This window comes from Saccharothrix sabaoui (genome assembly GCF_051756985.1).
Classification (GTDB): Bacteria; Actinomycetota; Actinomycetes; order Mycobacteriales; family Pseudonocardiaceae; genus Actinosynnema.
In genome coordinates, this window is sequence record NZ_JBPKJK010000010.1 from 65161 (window position 1) to 91252 (window position 26092).

Annotated in this window: 19 protein-coding genes; 8 read left to right on the forward strand and 11 right to left on the reverse strand. The window is 75.9% G+C overall.

Annotation, left to right across the window (positions count from 1 at the left end; translation table 11 throughout):
* Positions 1 to 18: 18 nt before the first annotated feature.
* The gene (locus tag ACR807_RS05170) at positions 19 to 1161 is read left to right on the forward strand and encodes a Gfo/Idh/MocA family protein (RefSeq protein ID WP_438920036.1); all 1143 of its coding nucleotides are present in this window, start codon (positions 19 to 21) and stop codon (positions 1159 to 1161) included.
* Positions 1158 to 2162: a sugar phosphate isomerase/epimerase family protein gene (locus ACR807_RS05175; RefSeq protein ID WP_438920037.1), complete on the forward strand. Its 1005-nt coding sequence runs from the start codon at positions 1158 to 1160 to the stop codon at positions 2160 to 2162. Before ACR807_RS05170 ends, ACR807_RS05175 begins: the two co-directional genes overlap by 4 nt.
* Before the next feature lie 53 nt (positions 2163 to 2215).
* Here ACR807_RS05175 and ACR807_RS05180 read toward each other — a convergent pair whose 3' ends face one another.
* Positions 2216 to 3217, reverse strand: a complete 1002-nt coding sequence (locus ACR807_RS05180; RefSeq protein ID WP_438920038.1) for a protein kinase family protein — start codon at positions 3215 to 3217, stop codon at positions 2216 to 2218.
* A 101-nt stretch (positions 3218 to 3318) separates the two neighbouring features.
* Here ACR807_RS05180 and ACR807_RS05185 point away from each other — a divergent pair, with 101 nt between their 5' ends.
* On the forward strand, positions 3319 to 4836 hold the full coding sequence (locus ACR807_RS05185) for a glycoside hydrolase family 43 protein (RefSeq protein ID WP_438920039.1): 1518 nt from the start codon (positions 3319 to 3321) through the stop codon (positions 4834 to 4836).
* Here the strand turns inward: ACR807_RS05185 and ACR807_RS05190 are convergent.
* Both ACR807_RS05190 and ACR807_RS05195 read right to left on the reverse strand, forming a co-directional pair.
* A complete protein-coding gene (locus tag ACR807_RS05190; RefSeq protein ID WP_438920040.1) occupies positions 4826 to 5998 on the reverse strand; it encodes a cytochrome P450 in 1173 nt (390 codons plus the stop codon). The genes ACR807_RS05185 and ACR807_RS05190 overlap by 11 nt on opposite strands.
* Positions 5999 to 6072: 74 nt before the next feature.
* Complete coding sequence (locus tag ACR807_RS05195) at positions 6073 to 6723, reverse strand: TetR/AcrR family transcriptional regulator (protein WP_438920041.1); 651 nt, start codon at positions 6721 to 6723, stop codon at positions 6073 to 6075.
* A 119-nt stretch (positions 6724 to 6842) separates the two neighbouring features.
* On the opposite strand from ACR807_RS05195, the gene ACR807_RS05200 reads away from it, so the two are divergent.
* On the forward strand, positions 6843 to 7298 hold the full coding sequence (locus ACR807_RS05200) for a YybH family protein (protein WP_438920042.1): 456 nt from the start codon (positions 6843 to 6845) through the stop codon (positions 7296 to 7298).
* Positions 7299 to 7353: 55 nt separating this feature from the next.
* Here ACR807_RS05200 and ACR807_RS05205 read toward each other — a convergent pair whose 3' ends face one another.
* From ACR807_RS05205 to ACR807_RS05225, 5 genes are read right to left on the reverse strand one after another with little or no spacing between them, the layout of a single operon-like run.
* A complete protein-coding gene (locus tag ACR807_RS05205; RefSeq protein WP_438920043.1) occupies positions 7354 to 9225 on the reverse strand; it encodes a YehQ family protein in 1872 nt (623 codons plus the stop codon).
* The gene (locus ACR807_RS05210) at positions 9225 to 10328 is read right to left on the reverse strand and encodes a VWA domain-containing protein (protein WP_438920044.1); all 1104 of its coding nucleotides are present in this window, start codon (positions 10326 to 10328) and stop codon (positions 9225 to 9227) included. Before ACR807_RS05210 ends, ACR807_RS05205 begins: the two co-directional genes overlap by 1 nt.
* Positions 10325 to 12574 carry a DUF5682 family protein gene (locus ACR807_RS05215; protein WP_438920045.1) on the reverse strand — a complete coding sequence of 750 codons (2250 nt, stop codon included), beginning with the start codon at positions 12572 to 12574 and terminating at the stop codon, positions 10325 to 10327. Before ACR807_RS05215 ends, ACR807_RS05210 begins: the two co-directional genes overlap by 4 nt.
* A complete protein-coding gene (locus tag ACR807_RS05220) occupies positions 12574 to 13650 on the reverse strand; it encodes an ATP-binding protein (protein WP_438920046.1) in 1077 nt (358 codons plus the stop codon). The genes ACR807_RS05215 and ACR807_RS05220 overlap by 1 nt, the downstream gene beginning before the upstream one ends.
* 20 nt (positions 13651 to 13670) lie before the next feature.
* Entirely contained in the window at positions 13671 to 17213 is a 3543-nt protein-coding gene (locus tag ACR807_RS05225) for a DUF4132 domain-containing protein (protein ID WP_438920047.1), read from the reverse strand.
* Positions 17214 to 17298: 85 nt separating this feature from the next.
* Here ACR807_RS05225 and ACR807_RS05230 point away from each other — a divergent pair, with 85 nt between their 5' ends.
* Together ACR807_RS05230 and ACR807_RS05235 are read left to right on the forward strand one after the other, a co-directional pair.
* Positions 17299 to 18618 (forward strand): CoA transferase, encoded by a 1320-nt coding sequence (locus ACR807_RS05230; protein ID WP_438920048.1) that lies wholly within the window; start codon positions 17299 to 17301, stop codon positions 18616 to 18618.
* Positions 18619 to 18833: 215 nt separating this feature from the next.
* Entirely contained in the window at positions 18834 to 20444 is a 1611-nt protein-coding gene (locus ACR807_RS05235; protein WP_438920049.1) for a serine/threonine-protein kinase, read from the forward strand.
* On the opposite strand, the gene ACR807_RS05240 is transcribed toward ACR807_RS05235, so the two are convergent.
* Together ACR807_RS05240 and ACR807_RS05245 are read right to left on the reverse strand one after the other, a co-directional pair.
* Complete coding sequence (locus ACR807_RS05240; protein WP_438920050.1) at positions 20347 to 21138, reverse strand: GNAT family N-acetyltransferase; 792 nt, start codon at positions 21136 to 21138, stop codon at positions 20347 to 20349. The genes ACR807_RS05235 and ACR807_RS05240 overlap by 98 nt on opposite strands.
* A 7-nt stretch (positions 21139 to 21145) precedes the next feature.
* Positions 21146 to 22072, reverse strand: a complete 927-nt coding sequence (locus ACR807_RS05245; RefSeq protein ID WP_438920051.1) for a helix-turn-helix domain-containing protein — start codon at positions 22070 to 22072, stop codon at positions 21146 to 21148.
* A gap of 128 nt (positions 22073 to 22200) precedes the next feature.
* Between ACR807_RS05245 and ACR807_RS05250 the strand changes: the two genes are divergently transcribed.
* On the forward strand, positions 22201 to 24399 hold the full coding sequence (locus tag ACR807_RS05250; RefSeq protein ID WP_438920052.1) for a M20/M25/M40 family metallo-hydrolase: 2199 nt from the start codon (positions 22201 to 22203) through the stop codon (positions 24397 to 24399).
* A gap of 73 nt (positions 24400 to 24472) precedes the next feature.
* Positions 24473 to 25348, forward strand: coding sequence for an NAD-dependent protein deacetylase (locus tag ACR807_RS05255; protein WP_438920053.1), 876 nt, complete (start codon positions 24473 to 24475; stop codon positions 25346 to 25348).
* On the opposite strand, the gene ACR807_RS05260 is transcribed toward ACR807_RS05255, so the two are convergent.
* Positions 25345 to 26004: an SAM-dependent methyltransferase gene (locus tag ACR807_RS05260; RefSeq protein WP_438920054.1), complete on the reverse strand. Its 660-nt coding sequence runs from the start codon at positions 26002 to 26004 to the stop codon at positions 25345 to 25347. The two genes, ACR807_RS05255 and ACR807_RS05260, sit on opposite strands and share 4 nt — an antisense overlap.
* Positions 26005 to 26092: the final 88 nt, after the last annotated feature.

Below are 26092 nucleotides of genomic sequence, written 5' to 3' on the forward strand. Positions count from 1 at the left end.
TCGCTCGAAAGGCTGCTGATGACGGAAGAGATCGGCGTGGGCATGGTCGGCCACGCGTTCATGGGCGCGGTGCACTCGCACGCCTGGCGAAGCGTCCACCGGTTCTTCGACGTGCCGCTCACGCCCCGGCTCGCCGCCCTCGGTGGACGTGACGCGGTGCGCACCAAGGAGGCGGCCGACAAGTACGGCTGGGCCGCCGCGGAGACCGACTGGCGCGCGCTGGTCGCCCGGGACGACGTGCAGCTGGTGGACGTCTGCACGCCGGGCGACACGCACGCCGAGATCGCGCTCGCCGCGCTGGCGGCGGGCAAGCACGTGCTGTGCGAGAAGCCGCTCGCCAACTCGGTGGCCGAGGCCGAGGAGATGGCCGCCGCCGCCGAGGAGGCCGCGACCCGCGGCGTTCGCTCGATGGTGGCGTTCAACTACCGGCGGGTGCCGGCGCTCGCGCTGGCCCGCAGGCTGGTCGCCGAGGGCCGCATCGGCGACGTGCGGCACGTGCGCGCGGTGTACCTCCAGGACTGGCTGTCCGACCCCGAGTCGCCGATGACGTGGCGGCTGCGCAAGGAGAAGGCCGGTTCGGGCGCGCTGGGCGACCTCGGGGCGCACATCGTGGACGCCGCGCAGTTCGTCACCGGCGACCTGATCACCGGGGTCAGCGCGACGACCGAGACGTTCGTGCGGGAACGCCCGGACGGCGCGGGCGGGCGCGACGAGGTCACCGTGGACGACGCGGCGATCTTCCTGGCCCGCTTCGGCTCCGGCGCGCTCGGCACGTTCGAGGCGACCCGGTTCGCGCTGGGCCGCAAGAACGCCATGCGGCTGGAGGTCAACGGTTCGCGCGGCAGCCTGGCGTTCGACTTCGAGTCGATGAACGAGCTGTCGGTGTTCTCGGCCGAGGAGGGCCCGGACTCCGGGTTCCGCCGCGTCCTGGTCACCGAGGCCGACCACCCGTACGTGGCGGCGTGGTGGCCGCCGGGGCACCTGCTGGGCTACGAGCACACGTTCACCCACGAGGTGGCCGACTTCCTGACCGCCATCGGCGGCGGCGTCGACCCCGCGCCCAGCTTCGCCGACGGCCTGCGGGTGCAGCGCGTGCTGGCGGCGGTGGAGGACAGTGCCGGGCACGAGTCCGCGTGGACCACGATTGGAGACACCCGATGAGCCGTCCGGTCACGCTGTTCACCGGCCAGTGGGCCGACCTGCCGTTCGAGGAGGTGTGCCGGCTCGCCGCCGGCTGGGGCTATGACGGGCTGGAGATCGCCTGCTCCGGCGACCACTTCGAGGTGGACAAGGCGCTCGTCGACGACGGGTACGTGCCCGCGAAGCGCGAGGTGCTCAAGAAGTACGGGCTGGAGGTCTGGACGATCTCCAACCACCTCGTCGGCCAGGCCGTGTGCGACGACCCGATCGACTTCCGGCACCAGGCCATCCTGCCCGCCCGCGTCTGGGGCGACGGCGAGCCCGAGGGCGTGCGCCAGCGCGCGGCGGCGGAGATGGCCGACACCGCGCGCGCGGCGGCCCTCCTCGGCGTCGACACGGTGGTCGGCTTCACCGGGTCGAAGACGTGGAAGTACGTGGCGATGTTCCCGCCCGTGCCGCAGTCCGTGATCGACGAGGGCTACCAGGACTTCGCCGCGCGCTGGAACCCGGTCCTCGACGTGTTCGACGAGGTCGGCGTCCGGTTCGCGCACGAGGTGCACCCGTCCGAGATCGCCTACGACTACTGGACGACGAAGAAGGCCCTGGAGGCGGTCGGCAACCGGCCCGCGTTCGGCCTGAACTGGGACCCGTCGCACTTCGTGTGGCAGGACCTCGACCCGGTCGGCTTCATCCTCGACTTCGCCGACCGGATCTACCACGTCGACTGCAAGGACACGAAGAAGCGCTTCGACGGCCGCAACGGCCGCCTGTCCTCGCACCTGGCGTGGGCCGACCCGCGCCGCGGCTGGGACTTCGTCTCGACCGGCCACGGCGACGTGCCGTGGGAGGAGTCGTTCCGCGCGCTGAACGCCATCGGCTACACCGGTCCGATCTCGGTGGAGTGGGAGGACGCCGGCATGGACCGCCTGAGGGGCGCGGAGGAAGCGGTGGGCTTCATCCGCAAGCACCTGTTCGACCCGCCGGCGACCTCGTTCGACGCCGCGTTCAGCACGGAGAGCTGAGCCCCCCGCCGCCCGCCGGACCGCCGCCCGGTCCGGCGGGCGCGGCCGGCGGCTCACCGCGCGGTGCCGGGGTACTCCGCGTGCACGTCGCCGTCGAACAACCGCCAGTAGAAGGCGTTCACCCGCGCGGCGACGGGGGCGTGCCGGGTCAGGATCGCGGCCACGTGCGGTGGCACGTCGGCCGGGACGCCCTCGGTCGCGCAGCGGAGCACGTACTCGTTGCGGGCGGTGGGGACGCGCTCCGCCGCCACACCGCACACCGCGGTCACCAGCCAGTTGACCAGCCGCGCGGCGACGTAGTCGGTGTCGTGGTCGGCGTGGCGGCGGACGAAGTCGCGTTCGGCGGCCGACAGGTCGAAGTCGGGCGAGGTGGCCAGGCCGAAGTCGGTGAGGAAGATCCGCTCGCCGTCGGTGCGCATGTTGCCGAGGTGCGCGTCCATGTGCAGCAGCCGCCGGTCGCGCAGGAAGGCCGCGATCCGCAGCAGCTGCCGCTCGACGTCCTCGGCCCGCCCCGCCGGGTCCTCGTCCAGCAGGGCGGACACCGGGTGCGGGACGTGCTCGAAGAACAGCACGAGGCTCGCCGGCGCGGCGGCCAGCGCCTCCAGGCGGGCGCGCACGGCCGGGCTGCCGCCCAGCGCGGCGACGACCGCCCCCACGTCGGCGTGCTCGGCCGCGACGGGCGGGCGCCCCGGCAGCACCCGCCAGTGGTGCAGCAGCGGGAACGACCCCGTCGCGCCGGCGAGGACGGCGTCGGTGACCACCCGGTTCGCGGCCAGCTCGCGCCAGGCGGTGAACCCCGGGCTGACGACGCCGTACTGGCAGGACACCGGCAGGTCGAACAGGTTCGCCGTCGAACGCGGGTGGGCGAGTTCCCGCTCGGTCAGCGGGACGCGCTTGGCGAACACCGGGGTGCCGTCGACGTCGAGCACCGCCGTGCCGCCGCCGACGCCCACCTCCGTTCCCCCTTCGCGCAGGAGCGTGGCGAGGTCGGTGTCGTCCCGCGCCGCGAGCAGCGCCGAGAGCCGTCGGTGGCGGTCGTGCCTGGTGGCCGTCATCGTCCCAGCATCCCGGGGGCCGGGCGTCCTTGACCGGGTCCGCGGGCGCACCTAGGGTCGAAATGATCGCTGTTGCCGCGAAAATTTCGGGAGTCCCGTCGGTGCGCCACCCCAACCCGATCCTGCCCGGCTGCCACCCGGACCCGTCGATCTGCCGCGTCGGCGACGACTACTACCTGGTCACCTCGACCTTCGCCTACTTCCCGGGCCTGCCGGTGCACCACAGCCGCGACCTGGTGTCGTGGCGGCTCCTCGGCCACGTCCTCGACCGCCCGTCCCAGCTCCCGCTGCACGGCATCGGCCCCTCCAAGGGCCTCTACGCGCCGACCATCCGCCACCACGGCGGCGTCTTCCACGTCGTCTGCACGCTCGTCGAGGGCAACGGCCCGAGCGGCAACTTCCTGGTCACCGCCACCGACCCGGCCGGACCGTGGTCCGAACCGGTGTGGCTCGACGTGGACGGCTTCGACCCCTCGCTGTTCTTCGACGACGACGGCCGGGTGTGGCTGCACGGCTGCCGCGAGGTCGCGGCGGGTCGGCGCGGGCAGACCGAGGTGTGGCTGCGCGAGCTGCGGGACGGCGAACTCGGCCCGGAGACGGTGATCTGGGGCGGCTCCACGCCGGACGCGGTGTGGGCGGAGGGGCCGCACCTCTACAAGGTGGACGGTCACTACGTGCTGGTGTGCGCCGAGGGCGGCACCGACGTCGACCACGCCGTGGTGGCCGCCCGGTCCACGTCGATCACCGGCCCGTACGAGGGGAACCCGCGCAACCCCGTGCTGACCCACCGGGAGTTCGGCCGCGACCACCCGATCACCGGCACCGGCCACGCCGACCTCGTCACCACGCCCGCCGGCGACTGGTGGGCCGTGCTGCTCGCCATGCGCCCCTACGGCGGCTACTTCTACAACCTCGGCCGCGAGACGTTCCTCGCCCCCGTGCGCTGGGTGGACGGGTGGCCGGTCCTCGACCTCGTGGAGGAGACCGTCGAGGCGCCCGCCCTCGACCCGCACCCGTGGCCGGCCGTCCCCGCGCGCGACGACTTCGACACCGGCCCCCTCGACCCGTCCTGGTTCGTGCTGCGCACGCCCGACGAGCCGTTCTGGTCGTTCGAGCGCCCCGGCCACCTGCGGTTGGCGCTGCGGCCCGAGGCGGTGACCGACCTCGCCACGCCCAGCCTCGTGTGCCGTCCCCAGCGGCACCGCGACTTCGCGTTCGAGTGCGCCCTGGAGTTCACCCCGCGCGCCGCGCACGAGTCGGCGGGCCTGGTCGTGCTCCAGAACCACGACAACCACCTGCGGCTCACCCGGGACGGCGACGAGCTGCGGCTCGTGCGGCGGTTGAAGGGCGTCGACGAGCTGATCGCGTCGGTCCCCGTCACCGGACCGCTGCTGCGCCTGGGCTTCCACGCGCGCGGGCAGGACCACCAGGCGCGCTACGCCACCGGAGCGGACGACTGGCGCGACCTCGGCACCCCGATCGACGGCCGCCCGCTGAGCACCCCGGTGACGGGCGGCTTCACCGGCGTGCACCTGGCCCTGTACGCGACCGCCAACGGCCGCGACAGCACGGCGTTCGCCGACTTCGACTGGGTCGAGTACCGCGAGCTCACCAGGTGACGGGCAGGGCGCGCAGGCCGTAGATCGGCGCGTCGAACTTCCACTCGACGTCCTCGAACGGCACGGCCAGGCGCAGGGTGGGCAGGGTGGTGACGAGGGCGCGCAGCGCGACCCGCATCTCCAGCCGCGCCAGGAGGTGGCCGATGCACTGGTGCGCGCCGGTGCCGAACGCCAGGTGCGTTTTCGCCCGTTCCCGGCCCAGGTCGACGCGGTCCGGGTCGGGGAACGCGGCCGGGTCGCGGTTCGCCGCGAACAGCGAGGCGATCACGCCGTCGCCCGGGCCGAGCCGCCGGCCGCCGACCTCGGCGTCCGCGCGGACGGCGCGCACCACGCCCTGGTGCACCGGGCTCAGGTAGCGCAGCAGCTCCTCGACCGCGTGGTCCACCAGGTCCGGGTCGGCGACCAGCGCGTCCCACCGGGTCCGGTCGCGCAGCAGCGCGAGGACGGACAGGGCGATCGAGTTCGCGGTGGTCTCGTGCCCGCCGACGAGCAGCAGGACCGTCATGCCGACGGCCTCCTCGTCGGTCAGCGACGGGTCGGCGACGAGGCGGCTCACCAGGTCGTCGCGCGGTTCGGCGCGGCGCTCGCGGATCAGGTCGGCGAGGTAGGCGTGCAGCTCGTCGAGCGCCGCCTGCACCTGCGCGGCGTCCAGCGCCCGGTTCAGGTGCGCCCGGCTGCGGGTGGAGAAGAACTCCTGGTCCGCCACCGGAACGCCGAGCAGCAGGCAGATCACGTCCGACGGGACGGGCAGGGCGAAGCCGGTCACCAGGTCGGCCGGGCGGGGGCCCGCGCGCAGGGCGTCCAGGCGTTCGCGGGTGATGCGCCCGACGTGCGGTGAGAGGGCTTCCATGCGGTGCACGGTGAACTCGCCGGTCAGCATCCGCCGGTACCGGGTGTGCTCGGGCGGGTCGGTGACCAGGAAGCTGCCGGGCGCGGCCTTCCGGTCCACCACCGGCCGCAGCTGCGGGAACCCCGGCGTGCTCGGGTCCGACCCGAACCGCTCGTGGTCCCGCAGCACGGCGCGCACGTCGGCGTACCTCGTCACCAGGTGCGCCTGCTGGCCGTGGCGCAGCGAGACCGGGCACGCCGGGTCGCGGTCGCGCAGCTCGGCGAACGGCGCGGGCGGGTCGAAACCCGGGTGGCGCGGGAACGGGTAGTCCACGTGATCGACCTTAGTGGCCGGTTCCGGGCCGGTGCGACCGTCGCCGCGTGGTCGCCGTGTGGGTCGTCGCGTGGTCACCGGGTCGTCGGCAGCCCGGCGGCGGTGGCGGCGATCATGCGCCGGAGCGTGGGCCGGAACGGCGGGAACACCCGTGCGATCTCGGGTTCGCGGTCGTACAGCTCCCGCAGCGCCTCCGGGGGACGGGTCAGCGGGAACAGCTTCGCGACGAACGCGCCGGCGGCCATGACCAGGGAGGCGCCGTCGGTGTCGGTCAGCTGCGGGCAGGCGGCGGCGATCCGCCGGCCGACGGTGAAGTAGGTGTCGATGGCCCACAGCTTGTGGACCCGCAGGACCTCCACCGAGACGTTGTGCTCCAGCATCGTCTCGGTGTGGGTGGTGAGGTCGCAGTACAGCGGCCGGTCGGCGTACGCGTCGGCGAGCGCGGTCGCCACCCCGGTGAAGCCGCTCGCCCCGTGCAGCGCCTCGCCCGCGGCGGTCGCCCAGTCAGAGCCCTCCCGCCTGGTCAGCTCCAGGTAGATCTCCTCGCGCGTGCCGAAGTAGCGCAGGACGTTGGACTTGGCCAGCCCGACCGCCGAGGCGACGTCGCCCAGGCTGACCCGGGCCACGCCCGCGTCGCGCGCGAGCCGGTCGGCGGCGGCGAGGATCGCCTCGCGCCGCTGGGTCTTCTGCTCCGGGCGCCTGGCCCGCTGGAACGACGCTTCCATGGCGGCCGCCACCATAGCCCGACAGTTAGCGGAACACTGTTCCCTTGTTAAGGATACGGTGTTCTTATAAAGTCCCCACTCGACCGCACGGCTCCCTCCCCGCTCCGAACGGCAGGCCCATGACCACCGGCACCGACCTCGGCCAGACCATCGACTCGTTCGTGGCCGCCTTCAACGACCCCGGACCCGACCTCGACCGGGTCATGTCCTTCTTCGCCGAGGACGCCCGCTACCTGCCCGGCCACGGCCCCGAGCTGCGCGGCTCCGCGGCGATCCGGGCGGAGTTCGCGCCGCAGTTCGCCGGCCGCTACGGCGCGATGACCTTCGACGTGTACGACCGGGTGATCGACGAGACCCGCCGCCGGGCGACGATCCGGTGGGCGTGCCGGCTCGACCTGACCGGTGAGCGCGGTCGGCGCGCGCTGCCGCCGCTGCGGTGGTTCGCCCGCCTCCGCCACGGCGGTCGCGTGCAGTGGCACGGCCTGGACGTCTTCCACTTCGACGCGGACGGGCGGATCACCGGCAAGTTCACCTACGCGACCTTCCGCCTCCCGCTCTGGGAACGCGCGCGCTGACCCCGCCTGGCCGCCGACCCCGCCCGGCCACGGGGGCCACTCGATCTCAGGGGCGTCAGCGGCGCTCGGCGGTCGTCAGCAGGCGCAGGTGGGCGCGGTGCCAGGTGGGCGGTGTCGGGTCGTCGGCGAACGCGGCCAGCAGGTCGGCGGCGGTGCGCAGGCCCAGTCGCCGCAGGGCGTCGGCGGCGGCGAGGGACCGGTCGCGCAGGGTGGGCGGCAGGTGGCGCAGGCCGCGGTGGGCGGCTTCGGCGCACAGGCCCAGCGCCGAGTCCACCGCCGCCGTCAGGGGGTCGGGCGCGGGCGCGTCGCCGGGGAGCAGGGGCGTGGCGCCGGTCGCCAGGTCGGGGACGACCAGCCCGGTCGGGGTGAGCACCGCGATCGGGTCCACCACCAGGCCGCCCCGGGAGCGCCGCAGCTCGCCGCTGACGTGCGTCGCGGCCGGCAGGGCCGCGGCCAGGGCGTCGAGCGCGGCCGGGCAGTGGGCGCGGTGGGCGGCGGAGATCGTGGCAGTGGCGCCCGAACCGTCGCCGACGACGGCGTCCAGGCGTTGCGCGCCGGGGTGGTAGGCGACCCGCTCCACCTCGGCCACCCGCACCACCCGGACCAGCTCGGCGGCCACCCGGGGGCGCACCACGCGGGGCGGCAGGGCGTCCAGCTCGCGGCCGGCGGCGGCGAAGTCGCGCACCACCAGCCCGTCCGGCAGCGACTCCCAGGAGCCGCCGAGGGGCGTGATCGACGTGCTCGAAGCCCGCGCGCCCACCCGCACCACCCTGCCCGCGCCGCGGGTCGCGGACTCCGACACCACGGTCGACGCGGCCAGGTCGGCCAGCGCCGCGCCGCTGAGCCGCCGCCCGGCCAGGTCGTGACCCGTCGGGTGCTCGTCCTCGCCCACCGGCCAGCGGTGCCGCAGCACCAGGACCGTGCCGCCGTCGGCGAAGAACACCTCGGCCGTGCGGTCCTCGGCGGTGGCCCGCACCCGGCAGCCCAGCGCGGTCAGCCGGACGCGCCGCAACGGCGTCTCGGCCGCCTCCTCCGTGCCGAGCACCTGCGACCGCGGCCCGGTCGCGCGGGCACGGGCGTACAGCTCGGTGAGCAGCTCGGCCACGTGCGCCGGGTCGTGGTGCGCGCTGCGGTCCCGGTACGCCCGCAGCGCGCCCGCCAGCTCGTCCACCGCCAGCGCCGGCCAGTGCAGGCGGGCCGCCACCAGGCCCGCCCGCGCCCGCTCCAGCGCGGCCCCGAACACCGGGTCCGCGCCGGCCGCGCCGTCGAGCAGCAGCGCGTCGGCCAGGCCCCGCACCGCGTCCAGGTCGTCGGTGGGCGTGGCCGAGCCGCCCACGTCGAACCGCACCACGTCGTCGGTCAGCCCGCGCTCGTCGGCCTCGCGGAACGCCCACACCGCGAGCACCGCCCACTGGTCGCGGGTCGCCGCCGCCGCGTCCGTGTGCACGTACCCCAGCTCGCCGGGCACCAGGAACCGCACCGTGCACGACGGCAGCTCGGCCGTCGCCACCGGGTCGGCCGCCGTGGGCCGGGTCAGCCGCACGGGCAGCCCGGCGCGGTGCGCGCGGCGGGCCGCGGTCAGCACCCGCTCGCCGAGCAGGTCGCGCAGCCGGTCGTCGGTGATCGCGCCGGGCGACCACGGGGTGAACGCCGCCCCGCCGTGCTCGCGCTGGTAGGCCAGCACGACCGCGACCCGGTGCCGGCACACGCCCGCCGCGCCGCACGTGCACGTCGCCCGGTCGAGGCCGGCACCGGGTGGGAGCGCGACCACCACGCCGTCGGCGAACCGGCCCGTGACGGTGCCGCCGTCGGGCCCCAGCACCGGTCCGGCGCCCGCGTCCAGTTCCTTGGTCGCCCGCTTCACCAGGCCGCGGTTGGCCAGCGCGGCCAGCGCGTCCGGGGTCAGCGCGAGCAGGTCGGCGCGCATCAGCCCATCCTCTCCGCGACGAACTCCGCCAGCTGACCCGGCGTCATCGCGCCGACGTGCGCGCCCACGTTCGCCAGCCGCTGCGCCAGGTCCCGGTCGTAGACCGGGTTCGCGTCCTCGTCCAGCGCGGCCAGGCCCAGCACCCGGGTGCCCTGCTCCACGAGGCCGCGCACGGTCCGCACCAGGCGCTGCGCGTCGCCGCCCTCGAAGAAGTCGGTGACCACCGCGACGATCGCCCGCCGCGGGTTCTCCACCAGGCCGGCGGCGTACTCGACCGCGCGGGCGATGTCCGTGCCGCCGCCCAGCTGCACCTTCATCAGCAGCTCGACCGGGTCGGTCACGTCGGAGGTCAGGTCGACGACGTTCGTGTCGAACGCGACCAGGTGCGTCTTCAGCCCCGGCAGGCCCCACAGGCACGCCGCGGTCACCGCCGAGTGGATCACCGACCCGGCCATCGACCCGGACTGGTCCACGACCAGGACCAGCTGCCACCGGTCGACGTGCCGCCGGGTGCGCGAGGTGAACCGGGGCCGCTCGATCAGCAGCCGCCCCTCCTCCGGTTGGTAGTGGGCGAGGTTCGCGCGGACCGTGCCGCGGAAGTCGAAGTTGCGCGCCAGCCTGTGGTTGCTCGGCCGCCGCGACCGGGCGCCGGTGAACGACTGCCGCACCTCGTGGGCCAGCCTGCGCAGCAGGTCGCGCACCACCGCCTCCACGATGCGCCGCGCCATCGCCAGCACCTCGGGGTTCATCAGGTGCTTGGTCCGCAGCACCGCGCGCAGCAGCGCCGCGTTCGGCTCGATCCGCTCCAGCACGGCCGGGTCGGTCACCACCTCGGTGATGTCGTACCGCTCGACCGCGTCGCGCTCCAGCCGCTCCACGGTCTCCCGGGGGAACAGGCGGTGCACGTCGTCCAGCCAGTCGACGGTGGTGAGCACCGAGTCCCCGGTGCCGCCGGTGCGCACGCCGCGCCCGGCCAGGTCGGGGTCGCGCCCGTAGAGCCACTCCAGCGCCGCGTCCCGCCGCGCGGCGTCGCCGGACAGCTCGCCGGTCGACCGCGTCGCGGCCCCGCCGAGGATCAACCGCCACCGCTCCAGGTCGCTCACGCCAACCCCTCCCGCCCGAGCACCGCGTCCACCTTCGCCTCCAGCGCGCGGGCCTCGGCGACCAGCAGCGGGTCGACCTGCGCGCGCACCAGCGCCCGCGCCGACCCCGCTCCGCCGCGCCGGGCCGGCAGCACCTCGGCGATCGACTCCCGCTCGGCCGGCGGGAAGTGCGCGAACGCCTGGCGCAGCGCCGGGAGCGCGACCAGGAAGTCCTCTTCGGGCAGTTCGCCGACCACCTCGTCCAGCGCGCCGACCACGGCCTCGTCGCCGACCACCTCCTCGCGCGCGACGGCGAACAGGCCCGCGAGCCAGTCGCCCAGCGTCGAGGGCGCCGCCACGCCGCGCACCACCTCCACGTGACCGGGCGGCGCGCCGCCCAGCGACCAGGCGAAGCCGAACGCCGCACCGCGCAGGTCCGGCGGCGCGCCGGCGGTCGCGGCCACCCGCCGCATCACCGCCACCGCCCGCGCCCGGTCCACCTCCAGCGCGCCGGCCGCGTGCACCAGGGCGTCGCGCGCCCCCACCAGCGCCCGCAGCCTGGCCGGGTCGGCGGGGGCCGGGCCGCCGCGCAGGCCCTCCGCCAGCCACAGCACCCGGCCGACCGCCGCGTCCAGGACGCCGCCCAGCACGGGGCTGCCGGCCGTGCCCAGCAGCCGGTCGTGCCGCCACAGGCCCAGCACGTCGGTCAGCACCACGCCCAACGGCCCCAGGTCGGCGGCCCCGGCCACCTCGCGGGTCAGGGTGTCGGTCACCGCCTCGGCGAGGGTGCCCACACCGCACAGGGCCGCGTCGAACAGCACCCCGGCCAGCGCGGCGACGCCCGCGTGCGGCACCCGGCCGTGCAGCGCGGCGGCCGCGGCCTCCGCGAGCGTCGCGCCGTGCGCGGCGGCCTCGACCAGGGCGGACACCCGGGTGTCGACCGGCGCGAGGTACCAGCGCTCCGCGGCCACCGGGTCGGCGCCGCCGGACGGGCCGGACCGGCGGTGGAAACCGGGGACGCCGAGCACCCGCAGCCGGTGCAGGGTGCGGCTGCGGTCCAGGTCGCGCGGGTCGGCGAGGTCCAGGTCGACCCGGCCCGCCCCGTCCAGGCCGAGCCGGGTCAGCTCCGCCGCCACGTCGCCCACCAGCGGCGGGGCCGGGGTCGCCGGGTGCAGGCGGCCGACCCGGTCGCCGCTCAGCGCGGCCACCACCTCCACCACCGCCGGGTGGGTGCCCACCGCCAGCGGCCCGCGCACCGACCACGGCGGCGGCTGCGCCAGGTCCTCCGAGACCAGCGCGCTCACCAGGCCGTCCAGCACGTCCACCCGCGAGGGGTGCTCGTGGCCGCGCAACCGGGCCAGGCCCTCGGCCTGCGCGCGGGCCGCGATCAGGTCGGCCGTCGACACCGGCTGCCGCCGTGCCCGCAGCCGGGCCACCACCGACTCGACCAGCGCCGTCGCCGCGCCCGCCGCGCCGTCGGTCCACAGCCGGTGGTAGTACTCCGGCGACGGCATCCCCGACTGGTAGCCGGTGAACGCGTCCAGCCGCCGGTGCGAGTACGGCACCAGGTAGCTCGCCCCGCGCGCACCCGGCGGGGGAGCGGGCACCCCGGGCCACGCGGTGCCGCCCGAAGCCGCCAGCGCGCGCAGCGCCGGCGTGTGGAACCCGCCGGTCACCACGACCACCGGCCGGTCGCCGGCGTCCGCCACCGCCGCGCGCACCCAGGCCGCCATGTGCTCCTCGCGCTCCGCGTCGTCGTGCTCCGCCCCCGCGTCGCCGCGCACCAGGTCGAAGTAGGCCGTCAGCCGCTCCGCGAGCCCCTCGGGGTCGGCGACCTCGACCAGGTGGTCCCACAGCGCGTCCACGTTGTCCACGGCGAACTCCCGGCACAGCCGGTCGACGACCTCCGCGTACCGCAGCTCGGCGTCGGCGTACCGGTTGCCCCGCCCCGCGAACGCCGGGTGCCACGCCGGCAGGTCGATGAACGACACCCGCGCGCCCACCTCCCGGCCCGTGGTCAGCGCCAGCCACTCCGGCGAGTAGTCGCAGAACGGTGTCCACGACGCGTGCGACCGGTCGCCGTCGGCGAGGTAGGTGAAGATCGCGATCGGCAGCTCGTGGCCGAGCAGCAGCTCGTCGAGCCGGTCGTTCACGTCCGCCGGGCCCTCGACGAGCACGTGCGCGGGCCGCAGCTCCCGGATCGTCGACGCCACCAGCCGCGCGCACGCCGGGCTGTGGTGCCGGACGCCGACGAAGACCGCGCCCATCAGCCCGGCAGCAGGTGACGGGCCCGGTGCAGGGCCTGCCACTGCTCACCCGTGCGGCGCGGCACCTGCTGCTCCAGGTAGCGGCGCAGCCGGGCCAGGTCGTCCGCGTTGTCCTTGGCCGCGGTCCCGGCCAGGCACTCCACCACGTCGGCGGGCGTTCCGGCCTCGCCGCGCAGGTACCAGCCGCGCAGGCCGACCGCGTGCGCCACCGACACCGCCTCGGCCGTGCTCATCACCGTGGACAGCCGGTCCGCCTGCTGTCCCGCGCCGCGCAGGTCGCGGAACGTGCGCACCAGCACCTCCAGCACGTCGCGGCGCGGCGGCACGCCGACCCCGGAGCGCTCCAGCAGCCTCGTCGCCTCCTGCTCGACCAGCTCCAGCTCGGTGCGGAAGTCGGCGATCGGGAACACCGTCTCGAAGTTGAACCGCCGCTTGAGCGCGGCGCTCATCTCGTTGACGCCCCGGTCCCTGGTGTTGGCGGTGGCGATCACGGTGAACCCGTCGCGGGCGAACACCATGCCGTCCGGGCCGGGCAGCTCGGGGACGGCGACGACCCGCTCGGACAGCAGCGACAGCAGGCTGTCCTGCACCTCCAGCGGGCAGCGGGTGATCTCCTCGAACCGCACCACCTTGCCCTCGGCCATGCCGCGCAGCATCGGCGCGGGCACCAGGGACCGCGTCGACGGCCCCTCGGACACCAGCAGCGCGTAGTTCCACGAGTACTTGACCTGGTCCTCGGTGGTCGCCGCGCCGCCCTGGATGGTCAGCGTCGACTCGCCGCTCACCGCCGCCGCGATCAGCTCCGACAGCAGCGACTTCGCCGTGCCCGGCTCGCCGACCAGCATCAGGCCCCGGCTGGTGGCCAGCGTGACCAGCGACCGGTCGATCAGCGACGGGTCGCCGACGAACTTCCGGCTGATGCCGGCGCGCTCGTCGCCGACGACGAACCGCCGCGCCGCGGCCATGCTCAGCGCCCACCCGGGCGGGCGCGGGGCCGCGTCGTCCTCGCGCAGCCGGGCCAACTCGTCGGCGAACCGCACCTCGGCGGGCGGGCGCTGGAGCTGTGGGTCGGTCATGGTCGTCTCCCGGTGGTGCGTCAGCTCGTCAGGGCGGTGAACTCGGCCAGCACCTCGGACGCCGTCACCGGGTCCAGCTCGCCGAACGTCCGGCCGCCGCGCGGGCGCCAGTCGGGGCCGGCCGCGTCGGCCACCCAGATGTCGGTGAGCTGCTGCTCCGGGAACTCGTGCGGGATGCCGACCGCGATGCCGGGGTCCAGGTTCACCACGACCGCGCCGCCGTCGGCGAGCGGGCGGGTGATCCAGCACTCGACGCCGGCGTCCTGCGGCTGCCCGCGCTCCCACCCGCGCTTGGTCAGGCCCAGCAGGCGGCCCACCGGCACGACGGACCCCTCGAAGCGCTCCAGCCTGCTCGCGCGCAGCTCGGCCCCGGTCAGCGCGTGCACCGGGCGGCCCAGCTGCGGGAACGGCTGGAGGATCTCGTAGTCGGCGAACACCTCCGCCCACGCGGCCGTCCCGTCGCCCAGGTGCAGCGGGTGCGCCACGCCGACCCGCGCGTCGTCGGGCAGCTCGAACACGTCGTCGGAGACGTCGGCGAAGCTGCGGTCCTCGGCCACCCGGAACGCCGCGCCGCCGTCGGTCACCCACACCAGCCGCCGCACGACGTGCCACAGCAGCGGGTGGCCCACGAGCAGGGTGCGGAACTCCTCGGCGCTCCACCGGCGGCCCACCGCCATCGCCAGCTCCAGCCGGGCGATCTGGTCGGCGGCGATCCCGCGCACGTCCTTCTTCAGCGCGCCGAACCGCCGGTGCTCGGCGGCGGCCCGCTCCGGGTCGTCCTTCGCGCCCGGCTTGGGCAGGTCCTTGCGCCGCTTGCCGCCCTCGTCCAGCACGTACGGCTTGAGCTGCTCGTCGAACCCGACGGTGAACCGGCGCGGCCCGTAGTCGACGACCAGGGTCGCCGCGTCGTCCAGGCCGAAGTCCGGCACGAGCCGGTCGGCCAGCTGATCGGCGGTCAGGTCGAGCGCGGCGGCCACGGCCGCGATCTTCTCCTGCGCCCGCTGCTTGAGGCCCTTGAACTTCGCCTTCTGCGCGATGCCGTTCAACGACACCAGCGCCAGGTCGGTGCCGATCGCGGCCAGCACGTCGAGGCCCGCCACCGCCCGCTGGTGCTGCGCCTCGCCCGGCCACGCCCGGATCAGCGGCGTCAGCAGGCGCACGGTGTCGTCGTCGCCGAGCAGGCCCTGGGCGTTCATCACCCACGAGTCCTTCGACGGCGCCCCGGCGGACTGCCACAGCCGGAACAGCTCGCGGCCGAACGAGGCCAGCGACGCCGGCTCGCACAGCTCGCGCACCACCTCCACACCGGGGTACGGGGCGTCCGGTGTGGACAGCGCCAGCATGGTCAGCACGTGCCTCGCGGACTCCGCGGGCAGCGCCCGGCGGGTACCGCGCACCACCACCTGCGGCAGCAGCGCCGGGTCCGCCCAGTCGCCGACCACCGGCATCTTCGCGGGCAGCGCGGTCGTCGGGTCCAGCTCCAGCACCCGCTCGACCGCCCGCTCCACCTCGGGCCCGTGCTCGCGGGCCGCCTCCCGGGCGTGGTCGGGCACGAGCCGCAGCACGGCCTCGGCGGCCCGCCGGACCGGACCCGCCGGGCCCACCGCGGCGGGCAGCAGGAACCGGGCGGCGTGCCCGGGGTGCCGCCGCACCCACGCCACCGCGCCCGCCCGAGCGGACTTCAGCCGGGACGCCCAGTCCGCGACCCGCTCGGCCACCTCGGGCGAGACGAGCGGTCCGATCAGGGGACCCGCGGTCGCCGGGTGGTGGGAGGCGAGGTGCAGCGCGGGGTCGATGGCCTCGGCCCCGAAGCGCAGCACCAGCGCCCGGGCGACCCGGTCGTCCTGCCAGGACTCCGGCGGGCGCCACGAGGACACCAGCGGCGCGACCAGGTCCTCCGGCGCCTTCAGGAAGAACCCGGTCTGCAGGTGCCAGCGCAGCCTGCCGCCCGCGAACTCCCGCGCCGCCGCCGACCAGCCGCCCTGGGGCTCCCGGAGGTCGGCGGGCGCGGCGAGGGCGGACCACGTCCCCCGCTCGCCCGGCGCCCACTCGACGGCGCGGTACCGCGGCGCGGTGAGCCCGGTGACCACGACCGGCTCCACCGGCGTGCGCTTGACCGTCCACGGTGGACGGACGAGCAGCTCGGGCAGGCCGTCGACCGCGTCGTCGAGCCGGGCGGCCGAGGCGGCGCGCAGCTCCTCCACGACGGCGCGGGCGGCGGGCGGCAGTTCGACCCGCCCGGGCAGGTCGGGGTGGCGCTGGAGGTGGGCCTTGAGCAGCAGGCGGGCGGCCGGCCCGGGTGCCGCGGCGAGCAACCGCAGGGCGCGCACCGGGAAGCGCCGCGCCATCTCCTGCACGGCGGGCTGCACGCCCTTCGCCGACAACCGGGCCAGCAGCAGCCCGAACGCCTCGTCCGCGGGCAGCCGCACCAGCGCGTTCAGCAGCAGCTTGCGCTGGTCGGACGACGAGGCGCGGTCGAGCAGGGAGGCCAGCGCGGGCGCGGCGGCGGGACCGACGCCGTCGAGCACCGTGTGCAGCGTCGAGGACTTGGCGAAGTGCCAGGGCGCCCAGTCCCGCGCCACGACGTGCCCCAGCTGCTCGGCGGTGCCGACCGCGTGCACCAGGCGCGTCCAGTCGTCCGAGTGGCCGCGGGTGAGGACGTGCCGGCAGACGTCCTCGACCCAGTCGCGCCGGTGCGGCACGAGGTAGGCGACGGCGAAGCGGCCCACCGGGTCGGCCAGGTAGCCCTCCAGCGCCTGCTCCACGTCCTCGACCCGCTCGGCCGCGGCGATCAGCTCGCGCACCCGCGCGCCGACCGCACCGCCGGGCAGGAGGTCGTGGTACCTGCCGTGCGGCAGCTCGAACTGGAGCGCGCGGGGCGTCTCCCGACCGCCCACGCTCAACCAGTGCAGCTTCACCCGGCTCAGCTCGACCGCGGCGCGCGCCGCGAAGGGCAGGCCGTGCTCGACCACCCACGCGTCGGCGAGCGCCCCGACGACGGGCTTGAGCGGGATGCCCTCGGAGATCAGCAGCCGGGCGAGCACGCCCGCGCCCAGCGGTGTCGCCTCGCCGGCCAGGTGGGCGAGCGCGGCGTCGGCCGGTTCCCGCTCGCTGTCGCGGTTCTCCAGCGCCGCCCGCGACTTGGGCGGCAGCGCGGCCAGCGCGGCGCGCACGGTGGACACCGCCCCGGGGGCCGGGACCGCCGGCCGCCGCACCAGGCCGTCGCGCCGGGGGTGCACGCCCGACCACCACGACGACGGCGGGACGAAGGTGTCCTCGTCCGGCAGTTCGCCGCCGCCGCCGCCGTTGTCGCCGCCGCCGCCGCTGCTTTCGCTGCCGTCGCCGGACGGCCCGTCGGCGGTGATCGCGCGGTAGCCCTTCTTCTCCTTCTCCCGCACCGACTTCGCGACGTGCGCCTCGGCGGCCTCCTCGGAGCCGAAGGACTTCTCCTTCACCTGGCCCCCGGTCCCCAACCGCCCGTACCGGACGGTCACCGCCGCCCCCTCGCGGCCGACCTCCCAGAACTTGGCCGAGCCCGCCTCGACGAGTTCCCACCTGCGCACGTCACACCCCCTGCTTGATCGAGTCGTGGTGGACACTACGACGGGGGTACGACAATCCCCGTTCCACACCGGGCAGGATGATGTCGTGGACGACACCACGGCGGCGGTGTGGACGGCCCTCGGCGGCGACCCGGGGCGGGACCGGGTGACCTACCTCGGGGCGGGTGACGTGCTGCCCGCGCGACTGCCGGTGCGGGACCTGGCCCGCGCCTCGGTGGGCGCCTGCTCCCTGGCGGCGGCCCGGTTGAAGGCGCTGCGCGACGACGCGCCCGTGCCGCCGGTGGTGGTGGACGAGGGCGCGGTGGCGACGGCGTTCACCAGCGAGCGGCACCTGCGGGTCGACGGGCGGGTCGGCGCGTCGTTCGCGCCCCTGTCGGGGTTCTGGCGCACCGCCGACGGCTGGGTGCGCACGCACGCCAACTACCCGCACCACCGCGACCGGCTGCTGCGCGCCCTGGGCGTGCCGGCCGACCGCGACGCGCTGGCCCGGGAACTGGCCGGGCGCGCGGCGGCGGAGGTCCAGGAGCGGGTGCACGCGGCCGGCGGGCTGGCCGTCGCGGTGCGCGCCGACCCCGACCCGGCCCGGCTCCCGCTCGTCGAGGTCCGCCGCACGACCGCCGACCGCCGCGCCCTGCCGCCCGCCGACCTGCCCGCGACCGGCGTGCGCGTCCTCGACCTGACCAGGGTCATCGCGGGCCCGGTGGCCACCCGCGTGCTCGCGTTCCTGGGCGCGGACGTGCTGCGGGTGGACAGCCCGGGGCTGCCCGAGGACGAGGACGTGCACGCGGACACCGGGCCGGGCAAGCGCTCGACCCTCCTGGACCTCGACGACCCGCGCGACCGGCGGTCGTTCGACGACCTCCTGGACCGGGCGGACGTCGTGGTCACCGGCTACCGCCCCGGCGCCCTGGACCGGCACGGCCTGGCGCCCGGCGCGCTGCTCGCCCGGCGGCCGGACCTGGTCGTCGCCCAGCTGTCGGCCTGGGGGTACGAGGGGGAGTGGGGGCGGCGGCGCGGGTTCGACAGCCTCGTGCAGGCCGCCACCGGCATCGCCGCCGTCGAGGGCCGGGACGGCGTGCCGGGCGTGCTGCCCGCGCAGGCGCTGGACCACGGCACGGGCTACCTGCTGGCCGCCGCCGTGCTGCGGGGCCTGGCCGAACCCGGCGGGCGGCACGTGCGGCTGTCGCTGGCGGGCACGGCGTCCTGGCTGCTGCACGGGGTCCGCGCGACGCCGGCGCCCGCGGGTGCCCACGACCCGGAGCGGTGGCTGACCACCACCCCGTCGCCGTACGGCCCGCTGCGGCACGCCGTGTGCCCGGTGAGCTACGACGGCGCGCCGGTCGCCTGGGGGCGCGGTCCGACGCGGTGGGGTTCCGACGCCCCGGTGTGGGTGGCGGAGGGGTGATCGACGGGGGCGGGCCGCCGCGCCCGGCGCCCGCCGGCTCCGGTGTGGACGCGCCGGTCGGGCGCCCAGCGGACGACGTGTTGATCAGTGCGGTCCCCTCCCGCGTGGTGAGCGGACAAACCCCTACTGGAAGTGTTACGACTGAGACACACGTTCGAGGGGACACCTGATCGGGTACCCCCGGCGCTGACGTGCGCGCGACGTTGGGAGCACCGGTGGAGGACCGCACGATCGCAGGTCGGTACAAGCTGACCGAGCGGATCGGCTCGGGTGGGATGGGCGTGGTGTGGCGGGCGGAGGACGTCCGGCTGCGCCGCGTCGTGGCGGTCAAGGAACTGCTGGCCCGCACCGGTTTCGACCAGGAGTCGGTGGACCGCGCCGTGCGCGAGGGCCGGATCGCGGCCCGCCTCCAGCACGCCAACGTGATCGCGCTCTACGACGTCGTCGAGCACGACGGCCACCCGTGGCTGGTCATGGAGTACCTGCCGTCGCGCAGCCTGGCCACCGTGATGTCCGAGCGCGGCAGGCTCCCGGCCGAGGAGGTGGCGCGGATCGGCGGGCAGCTCGCGTCCGGCCTGGCGGCCGCGCACGCCGCCGGCGTCGTGCACCGGGACGTCAAGCCCGGCAACGTGCTGGTCACCGAGTTCGGCACGGTCAAGGTCACCGACTTCGGCACCTCGCGCGCGGCGGACGAGGTGACCGTGACGGCGTCCGGGATGCTCGTCGGCACGCCCGCCTACCTGTCGCCGGAGGTGGCCCGCGGCGGCAAGGGCGAGTTCCCCGCCGACGTGTTCGCGCTCGGCGCGACCCTGTACGCCGCGGTGGAGGGCGAACCGCCGTTCGGCCTGGACGGCAACACCATCGCCCTGCTGCACCGGGTCGCCGACGGCCGGTTCGCCCCGCCGTCGAACGCCGGCCCGCTGGCCCCCGTGCTGATGCGCCTGCTCGACTCGGACCCGGCGACCCGGCCGACCATGGACGAGGCCGTGCGGATGCTCCAGGAGGTGCGGTTCGACGGCGAGCCGACCCCGGCGCCGACGAAGAAGGCCCCGGCGGCGACCGCGATCATGACGAGCCTGCCGGACCCGGAACCGACGCCGCCCGAGCCCGCCGCCCAGCCCCCGGCCCCGGCCGCCGCCCCGGTCGCCACCACCGCGAAACCGGTTTCGCAGGCCGCCCCGCCGATCCGCCCCCAGTCGCCGCCGCCCCCGCCCCCGCGGCAGGCCCGGCCCGAGCCCCGCGACGAGGACAAGGCCGGCAACCGCAAGGCCCTGCTCGGGCTCGCCGCCGTGGTGCTGGTCGTGGCCCTGGCCGGGCTGCTCGTCTGGCTGTTCAACCGGAACGGCGAGGAGTCGCCGGGCGCGCAGCCGGACCCCGCCGCCTCCTCCACCGCGCCGGCCGGGGAGCCGCCCGCGCAGCAGCCCCAGGGCACCACCGGCGACCAGCGGGAACCCACGGCGACCACCACCACGACCACGACCGAGGCCGAGGCGACGACCACCACGTCCGACGCGCCGCCGCCCACCCCCGCCAGCCCCGACCAGGCGATCAGCGACTACTACGGCCAGCTCCCGGGCAACCTCCAGGGCCTCTTCGCCCGCTTGACCGACAACTTCAAGGCCAGCCGGGGCCTGTCCTACGCCTCCTACGAGGACTTCTGGAACGACTTCACCGAGGTCGAGGCGAGCAACGTGCAGGCGACCGGCCCGAACACGGTGTCCGCGACCATCACCTACACCCGGCCCGGCGGCGGTCAGGAGCAGGAGAACCACGTCTACACGCTGGTGCAGGTCGACGGCCAGTGGATGATCGACAGCCAGGGGTGAGCGCGGCCCGCCAAGGCCCGGCCACCCCCTGACGCCCGCCTCCTAGGAGGTGGGCAGCAGCGCCCGCCACGCGTCGAGCACCAGCACCGGGCGCATGCCGACCGGACCCGTACAGGCCGAGCGCGGGCGTCGGGTTGGCCGAGTCCACGTGCAGGAGCGTGCCCGCCCGACCGGCCGCCGCGTCGCGGTGGAACGCGTGCCGCAGCAGGTACCGGCCCACGCCGCGCCCCCGTGCGGGCCCTGGCACGCCCAGGTGGCCCACGTACCCGCAGCCCTGGTCGAGGAACTGGTCCGTGCACTCCGGGAACCCGACCGGCTCGGCGAGCCACAGGTCGTCCCAGGAGAAGATCGACTTCCGCGCCGGCCCGGTCCGCCACTCGTCGCAGGGCTTCGGCTCGAACCCGGACTGCCCGGCGAACGAGGCGTTCCACACCGCGTGCACGGCCCGCCGCGCGTCCACGTGCCCGCCGCCGCGGGCGTCGGCGATGCCGTAGCCGACGAGCGCCCCGCCCGCGTCGAACACCACCCGCGCGTCCCGCCCGGGCACGAAACCGGGTTCGGCCAGCTCGTCGCGGACGTCGTCGAGCGAGCTGTCGGCGAACCCGACGACGGCCCGCGTGTACGCCTGGACCAGCGCGAACAGCGCCTCGGCGTCGTCGACCGAGGGCGGTCGGGCGGTGTGCCCGGTGATCACCACCCGATCATCCCTCGGGCCACCGCCAGCCCACGCAGAAGGTGCCGGGGCCGAAGCCGAGCGCCACGGCGTGCGTGTAGCCGTCCGGCGTGACCGGCATCCGCCGGTGGTGGTCGGGGTCGGGGTGGTCGGGGGTCGTCGTGTAGTGGTGGCACGACACGGGCAGCTCGGCCCGGTCGAACCGCACCTCCACCACGTAGTCGTGGATCGGCGCGCGGAACTTGCGGCAGTACGTGTCGTCGCCGCGCGGGTACGGCGGGCCGGCCATCTCCGTGGCGTGCTCGACCACGATCGTCTCGCCGCGCGCCAGCGGTCCGTCGAACAGCAGCTCCGCCGCGACCACCCCGGTCCGCTCGTCGCGCGCGACCTTGCCCAGCCGGCACGACCGCAGCGGCACGATCGTCGGCGCCGGGCCGTTCTGGGTCGTGTCCTGCACGGTCAGCCAGCGGTCCACGCCGTCGCGGTTGGCGCGCAGCACCTGGCGGGTGCGCACGGTGCGCAGCCCCCGGTCCGCCGCGACCTCCACCTGCACGTGCAGCGAGATGCGGGTCAGCGCCTCGTCGGTGTCGGTGTCGACGCGCGAGAGCAGCGGCCCCAGCCGGGCCCTCTCCGGCCACATCTCCTCCAGCGACGGGCCGTGGAACGGCCGCTTGGTCCGCCCGCGCGCCCGGGGCGCGCCGAGCAGCGCGGTCAGCGACCCCGGCGGCACGTCCAGCACCTCCTCCAGGTGCCGCACCGCCACCAGCGAGCCGCTGCGCTCCGGCCTGCGGCGACCCGACTGCCAGTAGCTCAGCGCGGCCACGCTGATCGTGGTGCCGCGGTGCCTCAGCCGCTCCTGGATGCGGTCCAGGCCCAGGCCGCGGGCGGTGATCGCGGCGCGCAGCGCGGACGCGAACGGGTCTTCCGACAGGACGCCGTCCCGGGGGGTGTTCATCGGACCTCCTCCGTCAGCGGACCACCGGCTGACGTTACGCGGTGGTCCGGTTCGCCGGAAGCGTCCGGATGCGGTTCCGCGAACGTTCCCCCGTGCTTTGTGGACGACGGCCGGCTTAAGGTCACCGGATGATCGAGGAGGACCGTTCCCGCTGGTCGCCGGTGCTGCTCGCGCTGCTCGCCGCGGTGGCCGCGCTGGCCGTGCTGGCGTTCCGCCCGCCCGCCCCGGTGGCCGACGCGCCCGCCGCCGCGTTCGCCGCGGGCCGCGCCGAGGAGCACCTGCGGGAGATCGCGCAGCGGCCCCACCCGATCGGTTCGGCGGACAACGAACGCGTCCGCGAGCACCTCGTGCGCACGGCCCGCGAGCTGGGCGCCGAGGTGACCGAGGAGTCCGACGAGGTGGTCCACCCGTGGCGGGACGTGCGGCGGGTGGCGACCGCGCACAACGTGGTGGCCCGGCTGCGCGGCTCCGACCCGGCGCTGAGCGGCGGCAAGGCGCTGCTGCTGGTCGCGCACCACGACTCGGTGCCGACCGGTCCGGGCGCGGCCGACGACGGCGCGGCGGTCGCGGCGATGCTGGAGACCCTGCGCGCCCTGTCGTTCGCCGGGGTGCGCAACGACGTGGTGTTCCTGTTCACCGACGGCGAGGAGGCGGGGACGCTCGGCGCGGAGGCGTTCGTGCGGCGCCACGGCGTCGGGGAGTACGGCGCGGTGCTCAACTGGGAGGCGCGGGGCAGCGGCGGGCCGGTGTGGATGTTCGAGACGGGCCCCGGCAACGGGCCGCTGGTGGAGGCGTTCGCCGGGGCGTCGAGCCGGCCGATCGCGAACTCGCTGGCCTACGAGGTGTACCGGCTGATGCCGAACTACAGCGACTTCTCGGTGTTCCTCGACGCGGGTGCGCGCGGGCTGAACAGCGCGTTCATCGAGCACGTGCACGACTACCACTCGCCTCACGACGACCTGGGGCGGTTGGACCGGGGCAGCCTCCAGCACCACGGCGAGACGATGCTCGGCCTGGCGCGGGTGCTGGGGGAGCGCGACCTGCGGGCCGTGGACGGTTCGCCGGCGGTCTACTTCGACCTGTTCTCCCGCGTGCTGGTGCACTACCCGGTGTGGTTCGCGGTGGTGCTCGCGCTGCTGACCGCGCTGGGCCTCGCCGCGACCCTGTTCGTCCACAGGGGACGGTGGGCGTGGCGGCGGGTGCTGCTCGCGGCCGGCGGGTCGGCCGGCGCGGTGCTCGTCGCGGGCGGCGCGGCGTTCGGGGTGTGGGCCCTGGTCGCCGCCGCGCGGCCCGAGCTGGGCTTCCTCGCGCTGTCCGAGCCGCCCGAGCGGGGCTGGTTCGTCGCCGGGTTCCTGCTGCTCGGCCTGGCCGTGCTGCTCGTGGCCGTGCGCCTGCTGCGGCGCTGCGCGCGGGACGAGCTGCTGGCCGGCGCGCTGGTCCTGACGGCCGTGCTGCTGGTCGCGTCCGCCCTGCTCGTGCCGGGGGCGAGCTTCCTGTTCCAGTGGCCGCTGCTGCTCGGCCTGGCCGCGCTGCGGCTGCCCCGCCTGCGCGTGCTGCCGCCGCTGGCCGCCGCCGCGGTCCACCCGCCGCTGGTGGGCACCCTCCTGGTCGCCCTGGGCATGCCGCTGGCCGCCGCCGGCGTGGCGTTCGCGCTGCTGGCGGGCGTCCTGCTGCTGCCGCTGCTGGCCGACCTGCCCCGCCCCGCCGCGCCGGTGACCGCGCTGCTCGCGCTGGCCCTGGTGGCGGTGGGCGCGGTGCGGGTGGACTTCACCGAGGCCGACCAGCGCCCGAACTCGCTGATCTACCTCCAGGCGCCGGGCGGCGCGTCGTGGCTGTCCGCGGACCCGCGACCCGACGAGTGGACGTCGAGGGTGCTCGGCGACGACCCGGAGCGGGTCGTGCTGACCGACGAGCACCCGGCGCTCACCACCGAGCTGATGCGCGCCGACGCCCCCGACCTGGGCCTGCCCGCGCCGACCGCCGTCCTGACCGCCGACGTGGCGGGGGACCGGCGCACCGTCGCGTTCCGGGTCACCCCGACCCCGTCGGCGTGGCGCACCCAGGTCACCCTCCCGGTGACCGGCTGCCGCACCGGCGGCTTCGACCTGGACGCCCGGGTCCTGGAGCTGTACGGGCCCGTGCCGCGCGACATCACCTGCGACCTCGACCCGGGCGCGCCCCTCGACGTCACCCTCGTCGACCACCGGACCGGCCTGCCCGCCGAGGCCGCCGCCCTGGTCGGGCCGCGCCCCGGCGACACCATGCCCGTCCAGTCCGGCAACCGCGCGTTCGACTCGGCCCTGGTGCGCGCGGACTTCCGGCTCTAGGCCGGTGCGGCGGGAGGGCGGCACCGAGGTCGCCGGCCGGGGAAACCCGGGCCGGCCACGTAACCTGGGGTGCATGAGGACGCGGCCCACCCTGAGCTGGACGTCCACCGGCTCGCCGCTGCCGCGCACCACGAGCCTGGACGAGGTCGTGCGGGTCGTCGGCCGGGGCAACGCGCTGGTGCTCAGCGGCGCGGGCCTGTCGACGGAGTCCGGCATCCCCGACTACCGGGGCGCGGCGGGCAGCCTGCGCAAGCACACCCCGATGACCTACGACGAGTTCACCGGCGGCGTCGGGGGCAGGCGCCGGTACTGGGCCCGCAGCCACCTCGGGTGGCGCACCATCGCCCGCGCCGCGCCCAACGCCGGCCACCGGGCCGTGGCGCGCCTGGTGGGCAGCGGGCACCTGGCCGGCGTCATCACGCAGAACGTCGACGGCCTGCACCAGGCCGCCGGCACGCCCGGCGTGGTGGAGCTGCACGGCAGCCTCGACCGGGTCGTCTGCCTGTCGTGCCGCCGCACGAGCCCGCGCGAGGAGCTGGACCGCCGGCTGCGCGCGGCCAACCCGGACTTCGGCGGCACCGCGACCGGGATCAACCCCGACGGCGACGTGGACCTCGCGGACGACGACGTGCGCGGGTTCCGGCTGGTCGACTGCGCGGACTGCGGGGGCGTGCTCAAGCCGGACGTGGTGTTCTTCGGCGAGAACGTGCCCCGCGCCCGCGTCGACGAGTGCTACCGGCTGGTGGACGCCGCCGACGCCCTGCTCGTGCTGGGGTCGTCGCTGACCGTCATGTCCGGTCTGCGGTTCGTCCGGCACGCGGCGGGCGCCGGCAAGCCGGTGCTCATCGTCAACCGGGGCGAGACCAGGGGCGACGCCCACGCGACGACGCGCGTGGACCTGCCCCTGGGCGACGCCCTCACCTCCCTGGTCGAGCGCCTCGGCGCCTAGCCGCGGTCGGCGGCCGGCCGGCGGCGCACCCGCAGCACGTGGTCGGCGCGCGTGCCGTGCCGGTCCCCGTGCGTGACCTCCTGCTCCACGCTCTCGTCCACCTCCACCACCCAGTCGTCGCCCAGGTCCAGGTGGGCCAGGACCTCCGCGTTCGTCGCGAAGCGGTGGTCGATCGGCGGTTCGGTGACGAACGACGGCCAGCCCGCGTGCCCGACGACGAGCAGCACGCCGCCCGGCGCGACGGCTTCGGCCGCGCGCGCCAGGATGCTGTCGCGCTCGCCCTCGGCCGCCCACTCCGAGTGCAGGAACTGCGCCGACACCAGGTCGAACTCGCCCTCGGGGAACGTGCGCGACAGGTCGTGCCGCCGCCACTCGACCCGGTCCGCCACGCCCGCCTCGACCGCCGCCGCCTCGGCGCGGGCCAGCGCGACGCCCGACACGTCGACCGCCGTCACCCGCCAGCCCTGCGCGGCGAGCCACAGCGCGTCGCCGCCCTCGCCGCAGCCGAGGTCCAGCGCCGTGCCGGGGTCGAGGTGGGCGACCTCGCGCACCAGCAGCTCGTTCGGCTTGCCCGACCACACCCGTCCGCGCTCCTGCGCGCGCACCCGGTAGAGGTCGTCCCAGTTCTGTTCCGCGTTCTGTTCCGCAGTGGTCATACCGCCATGGTGTGAGACCCCTCGGAAGAGTGACAACAAAAGTTGCTGGTTCGGCAACACGGTCCGTTGGTCTCGTTGCGTAGTCAGG

Excerpts from the sequence above, each read along its gene's own strand:
- ACR807_RS05215 (WP_438920045.1), bottom strand. The coding sequence starts at position 12,574 with ATGGGCGCGGTCTTCGTCGGCGTCCGGCACCACAGCCCGGCGTGCGCG.
- ACR807_RS05170 (WP_438920036.1), top strand. The coding sequence starts at position 19 with ATGACGGAAGAGATCGGCGTGGGCATGGTCGGCCACGCGTTCATGGGC.
- ACR807_RS05180 (WP_438920038.1), bottom strand. The coding sequence starts at position 3,217 with ATGACGGCCACCAGGCACGACCGCCACCGACGGCTCTCGGCGCTGCTC.
- ACR807_RS05260 (WP_438920054.1), bottom strand. The coding sequence starts at position 26,004 with ATGACCACTGCGGAACAGAACGCGGAACAGAACTGGGACGACCTCTAC.
- ACR807_RS05205 (WP_438920043.1), bottom strand. The coding sequence starts at position 9,225 with ATGCGCGCCGACCTGCTCGCGCTGACCCCGGACGCGCTGGCCGCGCTG.
- ACR807_RS05255 (WP_438920053.1), top strand. The coding sequence starts at position 24,473 with ATGAGGACGCGGCCCACCCTGAGCTGGACGTCCACCGGCTCGCCGCTG.
- ACR807_RS05200 (WP_438920042.1), top strand. The coding sequence starts at position 6,843 with ATGACCACCGGCACCGACCTCGGCCAGACCATCGACTCGTTCGTGGCC.
- ACR807_RS05220 (WP_438920046.1), bottom strand. The coding sequence starts at position 13,650 with ATGACCGACCCACAGCTCCAGCGCCCGCCCGCCGAGGTGCGGTTCGCC.
- ACR807_RS05245 (WP_438920051.1), bottom strand. The coding sequence starts at position 22,072 with ATGAACACCCCCCGGGACGGCGTCCTGTCGGAAGACCCGTTCGCGTCC.
- ACR807_RS05195 (WP_438920041.1), bottom strand. The coding sequence starts at position 6,723 with ATGGAAGCGTCGTTCCAGCGGGCCAGGCGCCCGGAGCAGAAGACCCAG.
- ACR807_RS05250 (WP_438920052.1), top strand. The coding sequence starts at position 22,201 with ATGATCGAGGAGGACCGTTCCCGCTGGTCGCCGGTGCTGCTCGCGCTG.
- ACR807_RS05175 (WP_438920037.1), top strand. The coding sequence starts at position 1,158 with ATGAGCCGTCCGGTCACGCTGTTCACCGGCCAGTGGGCCGACCTGCCG.